Raw genomic sequence first — 14,285 nt, forward strand, 5'->3', positions numbered from 1 at the left:
AATTCCTCCGCATGTCTTATTCTCTAAAGCTTTGAGAATACCATTCATTCACTTCCTGCGTAATGGCTGCGCCTCCTAGCTTATACCATGTATCGACGAATGCATCGAAGCTCTCTATCGGATCACCAAGAATAATATTAATATAGGTTTCGTGCTGTAAATCATGCAGCATGCTTTTCGCTTCGATCATCGTCTCCGTTTGAACCCCTGTATATTTTTCATATAGCAGCAGATTGTCTCGCTCGTATTGATCAAGGATCGAAAAGGCACTATCTTCCCCATACGTTTTTTCCCATCCCCAGCCTGCTGAGCTATTAGCACCACCATTCAAATACGTATCTATGAGCTTTTGGATCGATTTCGCTTCTGGGTTCAGCATGCTCCAATCTCCTGAACGACGCGCATCATTTAATTGACGATAGGCATTCAAGTTTTTCTTCACAGGGTATGGCGTCACCGGTGATAGCTGCCAAACAGGATAAGGTGAGCTATAGTACGTCTCGAAGTCCGCTGTTACCCCCCAGTTTTTTTCGAGATGCAGGTTGAATAGCTTTACAACCGCCTCGGGATATTCAAAGCCTTTACGAACAGCTAAAAACTGCCATGTACTGAATTTAAGTGGTACCTTTGCTGGCTCTTCATTTACGGAAACGATAGGAAATGCCTTCCAATCAGCATTTTCATCGGTTTCTCGACTGCTTTGAACTAAAAAAGAACCCCACTGTTCCCCATACATGATGCCAATTTTCCCATCTCTAATTTGTTGCTTAACCTTATTGCCGTTTTTGAACGAAAATTCTGGGTCAAGCTCCCCGTTTATATACATCTCCTGCAGCACTTTTAAAGCATTTTTCACTTCAGGCTGTATTCCTCCGTAAACTAGCTGACCATGCTCGTCCTCTATCCAAATTTCAGGGTATGCGTGATAGCCTGCTATAAATCCTTTCGCTCCCATAACGGGATCCCACAAATAATTCGTTAGCGCTAAGCCAAAGGTATCATCCACCCCGTTCTGGTCTGGATCAAGCTCTGTAAACGCTTTAGAAATCTTCAATATATCCTCCATCGTTCGAGGAGACTGCAGTCCAAGCCGCTCAAGCCAATCCATTCTAACCCATATATACATCGCACCTTCAATAGAAGAGCCTGTCTCAGGTATTGCCATTAGCCTGCCGTCAAAGGTTGCTGCATCGAACGGTCCACTACCTTCCTGACTAAGAATAGTCTTCGTAAGTGGCGTTGCATACTGCTCATACACTTCTGTTAAATCCTGAATTAATCCAGCATTATTTAATGCTCTTAGCTGATCTGGAGACACCTTAACAATGTCGGGCAGCTGTCCAGAAGAGATCGCATAGTTTAGCTTTTGTCGATAAAAATCATCTTTTGCTGTCCAAGCATATGTAATATCTATGCCAAGAATTTGCTTATATAGTCGAGACCATCTATTGTTTTCAAGCGTTTCGCCGGGAAGAGAGCTGATTAAGCTATCAAAATCTCCTCCTACATCACGAATGAAGGAAACCTCGATAGGTGGATCATACTTGCTTAGTCCTATATCCTCATATACATGAATATCAGCCGTCTGACCTTGCTCATTGGATGCGGCTTCATCGTTATTCGTGCGCTGAGACATACATGACGACAGTAAAATAAATATGAACAGTATTCCAGCAACGTAGCGAATTGTTTTCTTCGTGGATATTCGCAAGCGATTCCCCTCTTTCAAGATAAGAGTATCCATTCATTATTGCGATACGTCACCTTTGCGGCAACGTACATTTCTTTACTTCCTTACCCAATCTTTACGTCATTCAAAGCTGTTTTCTAGCCTCGGATGGCGTCATGCCCATATACTGTTTGTATAGCTTCGTAAAATAAGCTGCATTATCACAGCCTACTCTGTTCGCGATCTCTCCTACGGTGGCTTCACTATACTTAAGCATACGTTCAGCCTCTGTCATTCGGTATACATTGACATATTCGATAAAGGTTCTGCCGGTCAATTTTTTGAATTGCTTACAAAAATAAAATGGATCAAGTCCTACCATACTTGCTGCCTGTTTCACAGTAGGCTTCTCAGTATAATGAAGCTTGACCCAATCAATAAGCTGTTTGAATCGATCTCGATTCGCAAAATATGGTTCTTGTCCCTGCGTTGATAATGACTTGCTGTTTAAGCGTGCAAGCTTGACAAGCCATGCATACAGCTTAGCCTTCACAATTAATTGGTAGCCAGCTTGCTTAGTAGCTAGCTCACTTATGATAATATCCAGCTCATTCTGAAGCTCTCTGGCGTATTGATCACTTGCTGAAAGCAGCAACGGGAAATTGTCTTTCCCTTCCATATACCTTGCTAATAGCTGAACATGAACCGAGTCATTCAACCATTCATGAAATAAAGCGGCATTAAAAACGACGCAGTCCATTGCAACGGCTTCATCAGCTTGTGAATAGCCAACATGCAGACTGCCACCTGGCACAAACACAATATCTCCTTGCTCAGCTTCAATTGGCTGACTATCTATGTAAAATAGCACCTTTCCTGCTCTTACAAGTATAAGCTCCATATGTGCATGCCAATGCAAATAAAGCACACAGTCCTCGGCTTTTTTGTTCGTTGGCCGATTAGGAAACAGTTGAATAGGATACGCGGGCTGCGACATATGCGTATCCTCCCATAGCTCCTTTGGATAACTCACAGCACTACACCTCCACAAGATAAGAGAAAGTTCCGCCAATTTTGAATAGCGTAACCTTGTAATATCTGATCTATAATAGTGTTGCTAGCAATACTATATGACAATATTGGAGTGATAACAAGCATGGAACAAGCGATTAAAATCGGTACACTTGTTAACGGCAACAGTGCCCCGCAGATTATCCCACAAATTGTTGGTCATGGCTTCGAATCGTTTAACTTAACCTTCTGGCAAACGACGGGTCAGACTGATCTAAAGGAACTAGCATCACGCTTACGTGCTTTAGCAGATGAGCATAACTTTGATATCTCTGCGATAAGCGTATTCGGAAACCCGCTGACAGGTAGCGGCAACAATGCAGATACGCTGGCGAGCTGGGAGCGCTTGATTGATCATGCCCATTTGTTCGGCACCAATATCGTATCTGGCTTTACAGGACGATTACCAGATCGACCAATCGATGAATCTATTCCAAAATTCCAGCAAGTGTTTGGCGAGCTGGCTAAGCGAGCCGAAGATAAAGGCATCCGAATCGCCTTCGAGAACTGTGATATGGGTGGTACATGGGAGCGAGGCGATTGGAATATCGCACATAATCCAACGGCTTGGGAGATGATGTTTAATAGCGTCCAAGCTGACAACCTTGGTCTTGAATGGGAGCCATGTCATCAGATGGTTAGCTTGATCGACCCAATTCCTCAATTAAGAAAATGGGTAGATAAAGTATTTCACGTCCACGGCAAGGATGCGACCATCGCTTGGGACATTGTCAAGGAGTATGGTGTCCATGGTCCTAAACCTTACGTGTGGCACCGAACACCTGGCTTTGGCGACAGCAATTGGAGCGACATTATAACTATATTAAGACAGCACGGCTATAAAGGTTCAATTGATATCGAAGGCTGGCATGATCCTGTGTATAAGGATGAGCTGGAGATGACAGGTCAAGTACATGCGCTAAACTATCTCAAATCATGCCGAGGCGGCAGCTTCGTGCCAAACCCTATTGAGGGGGGATTATAATGGCTAGCTATAAAATCATCATCGCAGGCTGCGGTCAAATGGCAAATGTTTGGGCTGATTATGCCTTGACAAGACCCGATAGCGAGATTGTCGGCTTAGTTGATATACAGGTTGAGGCCGCTGCTAGATTCGCAGAAAATAAAAAGCTGAGTTGTCCTGTATTCACTTCGATCGATGCTGCCATCGAGGCGACCGGTGCTAACCTAGTATTTGACATCACCATTCCTGCCAGCCATTACTCCATAGCATCAACAGCAATGAGGCTTGGTTGTGATGTATTTAGCGAGAAGCCGCTTGCTGAGTCTCTTGAGCAATGCGTTGAGCTTGTACAGCTCGCACAGCAGCTTGGACGAACGCATGCAGTTATGCAAAACCGCCGATTCGATCCAAGAATCCGCGCATTAAGACAAATGATTACAGACAACACGATAGGTACAGTAGGCTTTGCAAGCGCTGACTTTTTTCTCGCTCCACACTTTGGTGGATTTCGCGATGCGATGGAAAGCCCGCTTCTGCTAGACATGGCCATCCATACGTTCGATCAGGCAAGGTTTATTATGGGCGCGAATCCTGTCTCCGTATACTGTCACGAATTTACCCCAAAAGGATCGTGGTATAGCGGCAATGCAATGGCGCTCTGTATATTTGAAATGTCCGATGGCTCTGTATTCGATTATCGCGGCTCCTGGTGTGCTGAAGGTGCGCCAACCTCATGGGAAGCTACATGGCGTGTAGTAGGAGACAAAGGAACAGCGATATGGGATGGACATAAAGAGCCCTACGCAGAGATCATTAAGGATGATGCTCAGCATGGAAAATTTCTTTACGAGTATGATAGAATAGGCAGCAGTGTGTTAGAAATGCCGTTGACATTCCATCAGGGCTGTCTTGCTAATATGTTTGACGCACTTAGTCAAGGCACTGCTCCTGAAACGAGCAGCAGCGATAATCTATACAGCATGGCTATGGTTTTAGCAGCAGTAGAGAGTGCTCGGCTAGGTAAAAAGATTGATATTCGTACTTACTTAACGCAATAAAATTTCATATAGACTAATGAAAACCATACGCCCTTAGAGCAATTCGCTCGAAACGTATGGTTTTCTTACGTTACACCTCAATGATAGAATCACGATATTCCTGTGGTGTCATGCCCGTAGACTTTTTGAAAAAACGAGTAAACGAATGGGCAGCTTCATAGCCGACAAGTAGGGCAACATCCCTTACCTTTAAATCCGCATTCGAAAGCAGCTCCTTTGCTTTTTTAAGTCTGCAGTCTTCAATATACTCCGACAGCTTCACTCCGCGTTCCTGCTTAAAGAAACGAGATAGGTAGGAAGGGTTAAAGTAATGCAGCTCTGCTAATCGTACAAGAGATAAATCCTCACTTAAATGCTCCTGAATATATTTGCATATTTTATCAATGATTAATGATGCTCGATCACGCTCATCGATCAGCTTATGGGCAAATATCCGCTCAGCCAATATACGCATATATTGAAAGCTATCCTTAATCGAGCTGTGCTCATCAAGTCTCATTAATTTACCAACCTCTCCTACCTGCTCGTGAAGTTGATTTCGGTTTATATAGGACAACAGCAGGAGAGCCACCGCATAGTACGCTTCTACCGATCGATGCACATTGTCGTTTTTGCACAAAATATAGTCTTCAAGCTCAGCAAAGCTTTGCATAAACTCATGTACTCGGCCTGCCTCCAGATGCGCGCCCATGATTTCAACCTTAGGCATAATCCGAAAGCCTTCCTGACACGTAGTCGATGTAGCTCCTCCGGGGTAATCAATCTGTATTAACGGGATTCCCTCTCCAACCTTCATTTTTTGCAGCTGCCGCAATCGATCATATTGCTGTGAGACGTGTGTCCAAGCACATCTCTCACTGCTCATCGTGAAAGAGATAACGATGCCAAGAGAATCGTAGCAAGCTTGTTGAATTAATTCTAGCGTTCCTTCAACATAACGAATCATGTGCTGGCTGAACTTCTCTTCGGCAGCTGGCGATGTTTGCAAAAACCAAAGCAAGTCACCATACCTGTCGACCAACGCTACGCTATGTATTTGTTCTGACATGAAAGAGTTCCAGATATGCTTAACCGATGCAATCGTTTCGCTTATTTCACTATAGGCTGCATCAGAGGAATAGGATAAATGAGCAAGCACAATAGCAGTTGGCTTCGTCGCATCAAGTGCAATATTCATCCGCGAGAAATCCTTCGCCATCGATTGCATGTTGTCTGCATCATCCAGCAACGTTTGATCTAAGAGACAACGTCTAAAATAATCCTCTTGAGCAACCTGCATTAAGGAAGCCTTCTGCTCCTCTGATTGCTTTAGTATATTGTTAATATGATGGTCATAATTAATTTCACTCATTACTTCTTGTACGGTCTCAATAACCTTTGCATAGCCCTCTGTTTTCAGTAAATATTTTATGTTTGCTTTCTGGATTGCTTGATAGGCGTATTCAAACTCACTATATCCAGTTAAAAAAATAATTCTGCACCTTGGCCAATAGGTTTTAATTTCCTCCATTAGCTCAATGCCACTCATGCCCGGCATTCGAATATCTGTCAGTACAATATCGACTCTAGTCCGTGCTAACCACCTCAATGCCTCCTTAGCAGAAAATGCTTTGCATATATCAAGCTCCTCTCGCATGGACTGGCTCAGCACTTCGTACAACGCTTCAGTAATAATTTCCTCGTCATCAACAATTAACAATCTGTACATCGAATCTTCTCCTTCTGCCCAGTTCGAACGACATTAATGATTTTTCGACTATATATTGACAACGCTTACAAAATTTGTTCTCTTCCGTACCTTCACTTAATATTCATCTATTATTATAGAATATAAATGGAACTGCAAGAAGCATATTTTTTCTTTATATCCAATTTTTTACCTATTCCCTTGTTCAGCTATTTTCCTGAAGCAAAAAAGGTTATCTCTAGGTCACTTTCAACCTTCTGAGATAACCACTCTGCTTATTCATAGGTTAATTTTGATAAGCTTTTTTTATTGCTTCGTACTCGTCGGTTGTAATGGAGAGAACAGTACCGTGTTTAAATCGATAGGGAAAGCTGAAGCTATCATCTGATCGTATAAATTTTCCACTTGCGATATCATCTGCAATAAATGGTATATAGCCTTGCCCCTCGCCTCTTACTCCGAAGAAATCTATCATTAAGCACCATCTTCCATCTGCAAGCTGATAGGCTGTAGGAGCTTCGTATGCGCTTGAACCAAGCTTATTCATTTCTTCATTAAACGCTTCTACTGGTGAGTAGGGGCCTGTAAAGCTATCTGCTTGCAGCATGATCACGCCTTCTGGATTGTTCTCACTTTTTACGAAGCAATAATAGCTTTGCTTATCCTTATAGATAGCTGAATCAATCACTCCGCTATCTTCCTTGCGATAAAGCAGCTGAGGCTTGGTAAACTGATCGAAATCCTTCGTTTGTGTATAATAAATAGCTTTGTTACCATACGCATTGGAAGCATGTGAGGAGCTCCAATGAATAATGTAATCTTCTTGCTCTGCGTCATAAAAAATATCTGGTGCCCAAAGGCAGCCAAACTGTTCATCCCCCAGTTTAATTAAACGAGGCTCAGACCAATTCACGAGATCCTTCGATTCCCATAATACAAGATGCTTACTACCATGACGTGATACTTCACCCCAGCTGCCCTTGTATGTCGTTTTAAAGCTTCTAGCTAATGACAGATCCGTAGATAGAATGTAAAACCTGCCCTGCTTCGTTCTTACGATTGTATGGTCACGAACACCGCGTTCACCTTGCGTACTCCATAGAACAGGCTCTCCGCCATTAACCTGCTCCCAGCTTAGTCCATCCTGACTTATCGCAAAGTACACTTGCTCTCCATCTTCCGTCGTTTTCTCCTTGAAATGTACAAATAGATAGGCATTCATATTCTTTACCTCACTTCCTTCAAGCGAAGCACAGTTACAGAATGAGGTTGAATCATGTAGGTAAAGCTCTCCGCTGCATTATGCTCCACATGATATAATTTTTGCTTTGGAGAAACTCTCGTAGGTGCAGCAAAATCATTCTCATCCTCTAATTGGCAGCCGCAGAGTTCATATACTTCAACAGATCCAATTGAACGGTCGGACACATCAAAAGCGATCTCTAGTGATTGATTCTGAACATTAACCGCCTTTACAATAATATCTCCACTAGCTTCTTCATAGCTAGCCGTATAGTACAGCGGCTCGATCACAAGCGGTTTATCCTCTTCCGCATTAATAAGCTCACCGTTTATATACGCCTTCAATTGTCGGCCTGTTACTTCAAGTGAAAATTGATATACTACATCGGTTTCTACCGTAAACAAGCTCTGTGTTAGGCAAGAGCCTCGACCATTCACAAAAGAAACAAGTGCAGAGTCTTGGTTTTGCCAGCCACCGATTTCCCACAAGTAACGATTGCCGTTGCCTCTGTCTCCAAAGCTTAATTCGAAGCCTTTCTCACCTTCCAGTCTGCGCGCCTTGAACGATATCGTATAATGATCCCAATCTGTCTTACCGAGCTCACGTAGATTTCGGTACGTTTCTGAGCCTTGCGCAGTTGCATAATCTATTGTTAGTATTTCTCCCGTTATATTGTTCTTGAGCTGAATATCCCAAAATGAAAATTCAGCCGTATCTGGGTTCGCACCAAGTGCCAGCTTTCCTGTTATCGGTGCTTCATTAACCGTTATCGGTTGACTTAGCCCTTCAGCTTTCATCTCTAGCAAATAATCACCTTGATGGTGCATAAACAGCTGTTGCACATAATAGTTTGGCGTTCCAAACACCTGATGATTGTTAAACCAAATTAAATCTGGTCGCCAATTCACATAATCAACATTGCAAAGCAATGGCGCATAGCATGCCAACCCTACCGCATGTGCATTGTTTTGTAGGCCCGTCATATATGCAGCTTCTGCTAACGCATTGTAGTACGTATTGCCCCAAGAAGCATACTCACCTAAAAACACCTTTGGATCATCTGCACTGAACGAAGCGTAGCGATGAATGTTTGCCAGCATCCATTCTGGAGAAACGTAGTAATGCTCATCAACATAATCGGACCTATGCTCACGTGCCGATGCCCAGCCGCGCTCATACTCTCCTCCAGCAGGGAATGGTCCGCTGGAATTAATAATTTTCATCTCAGGGTAACGCGCTTTGATCGCATTGTGAAAGTATGTATATCGCTCAAAGAATGGCTCACCCACTTCTTCATTACCGATCGCGATGTACTCCATGCCGAACGGCTCAGGATGTCCTAGCTCTGCACGCTTCGCCCCCCATGTAGTCTCTATGCTGCCGTTTGCAAACTCTATTAAATCTAGGGCATCATCAATCCAAGGCCCAAGCTCTTCAATCGGTACGATTCGTTTATGGTGAGGATCATAGCCCGCAGGCAATACCGGAATAGGCTTCGCACCAATATCCTCGCTTAATACAAAATATTCGTAGTAGCCAAGTCCAAGCGTCTGATTATAGCCCCAGTTGCTGCGGCGCGCTGGTCGTTCATGCACTGGTCCAATCGTATTTTTCCAGCGATACATCGAGTTTCTATCGTCAGCATTTAATGATCCATCATGCACAAGACAGCCGCCGGGAAATCGCATAAATTTCGGTTTAAGCTCCTGCAGCATGCTAGCAATATCCTGCCGCATGCCATTCGAGCGTTGCTTGAAGGTTTCCTTAGGGAACAACGATATATGATCAAGAGCTAAGCTTCCTGTGCCTTTTGTTAATATGATAAGACGTCCAGAATGATCCGTAGACTTTGCCGTTAAAATTGCTTCATATCTAGTCCATTCATTACCTGATACAGCGATAGATGCCTCTGCCAGCACAACGCCATCTGGATTTTCAACTGTAATGCTTATAGCCTCTGCCTCAGACTTACTGCCTTCTCGCTTAGCATACATCGAGAACAAGTACTGCTCACCTTGTTTCAGTGAGATACCCGTGTTATAGCCGTAATTCATTAAGCCTACCCCATCACCCTCAGCAACAATTTCAATCACAGCATAATGAGGATTTTTCGTATTTAAAGGAGCTTCGGTCTGGATTGAGACTTGCGCTTGACCTCCACCGCGTTCAATCTTCTCCCATGCCGTTAAAGCATGGTAGCTGCGGTTGTCAATTGGATCAAACTCGAATGATCGATTACGAACGAGTTCACCGTACAAGCCACCATCCGCTGCATGATTCAGATCCTCAAAGAAAATGCCAAACAAATCACCAAGCTTCGCTCCTCGATGCTCCAAGGAAACAGATAAACGACCAACTTTGCTCATTGCCACTACTCCTCTTCCTAATGAATTGAATTCGCTTTCAATTTTTGCTTTACTCAAAACTGGATTAACATAAATATTAAACAGTTATTATATCAATTAATCTAACTTGATTTTAATCGAGGATACCGAAATGTGCAATATTCTGATAGTATGTTTTCAGAAAAAATAGCCCCCTTCAAGCTTTAAGCTTAAAGAGGGCTTCCCATTGAGACTCAAGCAACTATTCAGCTGATGAACCGTAATCTGTTATTTTTAGCTTAATATTAACATTAACATCAGCATCACTAAAAACTTCATCCCAGTCCTTCTTCACTTTTTGCCATACCTTTGGATGCGTTATTTTTAAGCGTTCACCAAAACCTGCTACCTCAGCTTTATACTCCTTTTGCAGCTTATTCATAAGATTTTGAATCATAGTATTCAAGCGTTCCTCGAATATTTCCTCCATTCTCATTTGTGCATCTATTTTTGAAACATCTACTCTATTATCCCAATTCTCGATTAATCTGCCCTCTGAATTAATATTCACCTGAAAAGTCATGCGGTCACCATCTACTTTTGGTATCACTTTAGTTTTTAAGGACTTGATCTCATAAATAATAATTTTATTATTGTCATCAACTGCTTTGAGCAAGCCTCCGTTCCCCTCTCCTCTTACCCAAGATAAACTACTGACATCCTCCTGAGTTAAATTCCCAATCCACTTCCCCGTTGCTCCTTTTATAATGCCTGCTCCTGCAAATTCAGATTCTCCTTTATAGGTAGCTATATTTTGTAATACGAAGCTTTGTCTAGATTCGATATATTGATCCAAATTAGTTAGAATGACTCCGTTCATAATTTCATTATTTCGGTATTTATTGAGAGTCATGTTTCTAATATAAAAAGCAGGTATTTCATCTGGCTGATTGGTTTCTAGCACATCAGCAGCCTTGCTTCTAGCGAGAAACACCATACAGCTTGGCCGAATATCGTTGTCACGAAGCATAAAATCAAGCAATGTCGAAATATCTATTTTTTCTAATAGTTCCGTGGATATGACAAACACCTTCAAGTGATGGCCGATAACTGCACGATCTCTCTTTAGTGCATATTTACGCAAGATCTCAAAGATCGAATCTCCTGTTTCTGAATCATTCAAATATTTCTTAACTCCTCCTTCTTCTTTAGATTGATTTCCTTTCACTGATTTGATTGGTACAATCTGCAGCGTTGCCGTAATTAATGAATCTACTGCTGTAATCCCGCCCTGTGCTTCCAGATGCTTATCTCTTTCGGATTTATTAGCGATATCAAGAGCCATCCCCACATAAACACTTTGCTCTTCGATTTCTCTACTACTCCAGCATCCGGATAACAATAATGTGCAAATCATAAGCGCACTGACAAGCTTGAACAAACACTTAGACATGCTGCTTCAATCCTTTACTTCGTATTAACCATATCAAGTATAGAGGTAACGGTATGATCACAAACAATACAGCACTAGACCATCCGATAAAATCTCCAACAGCAAATATGTCATTGCTCCGTTTGGGGATCATTGCTGATAGATATATAAAAGGCATTAGCCCTAAAATCACAGGGCTAATGTTCACCTTAATTAATTGAGAAATGCCTAACGATGCACCGTAATAATAGCATGTAAAGTTACTAAACATTTGCATCGTCCAAATAACCATAAAAGGAAACTCCAACCGTTCGAAGAACAAGCCTGATATCTCAAAGCTTCGAAGTAAATCAATCGTTGGCCAAGTACTACGTAATACCGCATCTACCGATAAACCACCAACTACAAAAATAAGGGTAAACAAATATATACATACTGGAATGCCCAAACCTGTCACGACAGCCTTAATTGCTTGTTTTGGATGCTGCATATGCGCAATGAGGAACATTGTGACCTCGAATCCAGAAAAAACTAGAACTGTTGATTTCAAACCGTTTATTACAGGTAGCAAACCTTCACCGAGAAACGGACGAAGTTGATCGATATCAAATATTTTTAGACTAAGCAAATACGTGATAATCAGCACGAGTATACTAATCGGAAAGATAATTTGTAATAAACGAGCAATCGCGTTGATGCCCCCAAAAAGCAAGTATCCACTTAACCAAACAAAAGGGATTATTATCGCCCATATTGGAGTGCCTTCTAGTAAGTAAAACATCGTAACTTCAGCTAATACTCGTAATTCGAAGCCCGCGATCATAATAAAGTATATGAGCAACAGCGTACTGACTATAAAAGCCAATGGTGCACCAACGATATTGCTAGCATATTGAAATATCGTTTTCTCAGAAAACTTTTGGCTTAGCTTGGCCATTACAATTGCCATCAAGATGACGATAACACCACTGATCAAGATGGACAGCCAAACATCCGATGTTTTCGCAGCTGACACAACAGAACGAGGCAGCGTTAATATGCCCGCACCTAGAACAGAGCTCGATATAAATATGGATGCTTGAGTAGTTGTTATTTTGTCATCAGTACGTGTGAACATATTACTCCCTCAATCCTTCCTGTTATGACTTTCGTTTTTTTTTCTGAGTCTTCATCATATTTGGACGAGATTTCATCAGAGGAATAGGTGCTCTCAGTATAAGATCTTTCCAATCGCTTAACCGATATGGTGTAATCGGTGTTACGTAAGGTACACCAAAGCTTTTTAATTTTGTAATATGGCTGCATATAAACAAGAAAAATAATATGGTCCCAAACATACCCAAAACTGCTGCAAACAACATCCCTCCAAATCGCAGCATTCTGAGCGTAATTCCTGCGCTGTACATCGGAATAGCAAAGGATGAGATCGCAGTTACTGCAACGGAGATAACTAATATTGGGCTAACAATTCCTGCCTGCACTGCCGCATCCCCAATAATTAAACCGCCTACGATCCCCATTGCCGGACCAATTGGCTTCGGTAATCGAATTCCTGCTTCACGCAATATTTCGATAGAAATTTCCAAGATTAACACTTCGATAAGAGATGGAAATGGCACACCCTGCCTCGTTTCAATAATCGTAATAGCCAATTCAGTAGGAATTAATCCTGGATGAAAGGATATAAACGAAATGTACATCGCAGGTGTCATCAGTGCAAGGAATGCAACGAAGAAGCGAAGTGATCGCAATAATGTACTTGGCAGCCATCTTTCATAATAGTCCTCAGGAGATTGTAGAAGCATACTAAACGTAACAGGAGCAATAAGGGCAAATGGCGTCCCGTCTAGTAATATACCTATCCTTCCTGCAAGCAAAGCGTTAATAACACGGTCCGGCCTCTCAGTGTTTTGTAGTTGTTGAAAAGGACTTAACCAATCATCCTCAATAAACTGTTCGATATACCCGGATTCTGCGACAAAATCGATATCTATATTAGCAATGCGATCCTCTACCTCTTTCAACAGCTCAGGATTAACGATGTCATCCATGTAGGCAATAACCAAATTTCTCTCAATTTCATTACCTACCTTTACCATCTTTAATACTAAGTGAGCGGTTTGACCATGTTGACGGAGCAACGCAGTATTATCTCCTAGTACCTCTGTAAAGCCAACTCGTGGACCTCGTAATAATGCCTCTGAGGTAGGCTCATCTGTTGATCTAACCTTTGGTTTTGGGTCTCCTACTAATAAACCATGAGGCATTCCATCTACAAGCAATGCTGTAAATCCTAGTAAAATAGACTCCTCGAGCTTATATAGATCCGTTACCTCGCTTATTTTGCTTACAGATAGCAGTTTTTCTTTCAAGTATGCCGAAAATGCATCGCCTTGGCTCTGAGCCAAATACCCATCACTTCCCCATGCTTTGTTTTCCATTAACGCTTGCATGACGTGTTTGTTGATTTGAGTTTCATCCTGCATCCCTTCTACAAAAATTAAGACTGCTCGACTCCCCCGTAAACTAATTCGAAATTCTCGGAAATTCACATCTCCATTTTTCGCTAAATCATTTCTTAGATTATTCAAATCAATATCATATTTACCACTTAGCTGCTGTGTCTTCTTTTCATTAGTCTTTTGTTGTCTGTTTAACGTTTTAGCTTTTCCCCAATCAAATATATACTTATGGATAATAAATACACCAATCGCAATTAACATCGTAGCTATAGCTTGGCACCAAATTTTCCAATCTGGAAAATATTCAATGAATGTGTTCCACCACATACTAATCATTCCTAACTCTAAGATGTCAGCTTATTTTCCCCCATTTTT

The 14,285-nt window shown here is 42.0% G+C and carries 10 protein-coding genes; 2 read left to right on the forward strand and 8 right to left on the reverse strand.

All coding sequences use genetic code 11. The annotated features are described in order from the left end of the window. Positions 1 to 16: 16 nt before the first annotated feature. Positions 17 to 1,636, reverse strand: a complete 1,620-nt coding sequence (locus tag NSQ99_RS15560) for an extracellular solute-binding protein (protein ID WP_340837653.1) — start codon at positions 1,634 to 1,636, stop codon at positions 17 to 19. Positions 1,637 to 1,814: 178 nt separating this feature from the next. Continuing rightward, on the reverse strand, positions 1,815 to 2,702 hold the full coding sequence (locus NSQ99_RS15565; protein WP_251666209.1) for an AraC family transcriptional regulator: 888 nt from the start codon (positions 2,700 to 2,702) through the stop codon (positions 1,815 to 1,817). Positions 2,703 to 2,825: 123 nt separating this feature from the next. Between NSQ99_RS15565 and NSQ99_RS15570 the strand changes: the two genes are divergently transcribed. Both NSQ99_RS15570 and NSQ99_RS15575 read left to right on the forward strand, forming a co-directional pair. After that, entirely contained in the window at positions 2,826 to 3,725 is a 900-nt protein-coding gene (locus NSQ99_RS15570; RefSeq protein WP_251666210.1) for a sugar phosphate isomerase/epimerase family protein, read from the forward strand. Beyond that, on the forward strand, positions 3,725 to 4,762 hold the full coding sequence (locus NSQ99_RS15575; RefSeq protein ID WP_340837655.1) for a Gfo/Idh/MocA family protein: 1,038 nt from the start codon (positions 3,725 to 3,727) through the stop codon (positions 4,760 to 4,762). The genes NSQ99_RS15570 and NSQ99_RS15575 overlap by 1 nt, the downstream gene beginning before the upstream one ends. A 70-nt stretch (positions 4,763 to 4,832) precedes the next feature. On the opposite strand, the gene NSQ99_RS15580 is transcribed toward NSQ99_RS15575, so the two are convergent. The 6 genes from NSQ99_RS15580 to NSQ99_RS15605 form a co-directional block, all read right to left on the reverse strand. After that, positions 4,833 to 6,470, reverse strand: coding sequence for a response regulator (locus NSQ99_RS15580; protein ID WP_340837657.1), 1,638 nt, complete (start codon positions 6,468 to 6,470; stop codon positions 4,833 to 4,835). 265 nt (positions 6,471 to 6,735) lie between these two features. After that, entirely contained in the window at positions 6,736 to 7,671 is a 936-nt protein-coding gene (locus NSQ99_RS15585) for a glycoside hydrolase family 43 protein (protein WP_340837658.1), read from the reverse strand. A gap of 5 nt (positions 7,672 to 7,676) precedes the next feature. Further along, a complete protein-coding gene (locus NSQ99_RS15590) occupies positions 7,677 to 10,058 on the reverse strand; it encodes an alpha-L-arabinofuranosidase C-terminal domain-containing protein (RefSeq protein ID WP_340837660.1) in 2,382 nt (793 codons plus the stop codon). A 220-nt stretch (positions 10,059 to 10,278) separates the two neighbouring features. After that, positions 10,279 to 11,469, reverse strand: a complete 1,191-nt coding sequence (locus tag NSQ99_RS15595; protein ID WP_340837661.1) for a Ger(x)C family spore germination protein — start codon at positions 11,467 to 11,469, stop codon at positions 10,279 to 10,281. Then, on the reverse strand, positions 11,462 to 12,565 hold the full coding sequence (locus NSQ99_RS15600; RefSeq protein ID WP_340837663.1) for a GerAB/ArcD/ProY family transporter: 1,104 nt from the start codon (positions 12,563 to 12,565) through the stop codon (positions 11,462 to 11,464). Before NSQ99_RS15600 ends, NSQ99_RS15595 begins: the two co-directional genes overlap by 8 nt. 22 nt (positions 12,566 to 12,587) lie before the next feature. Further along, positions 12,588 to 14,246 carry a spore germination protein gene (locus NSQ99_RS15605; protein WP_340837664.1) on the reverse strand — a complete coding sequence of 553 codons (1,659 nt, stop codon included), beginning with the start codon at positions 14,244 to 14,246 and terminating at the stop codon, positions 12,588 to 12,590. Positions 14,247 to 14,285 lie beyond the last annotated feature (39 nt).

Source organism: Paenibacillus sp. FSL W7-1287, from assembly GCF_038004245.1.
Taxonomy (GTDB): Bacteria; Bacillota; Bacilli; order Paenibacillales; family Paenibacillaceae; genus Pristimantibacillus; species Pristimantibacillus camelliae.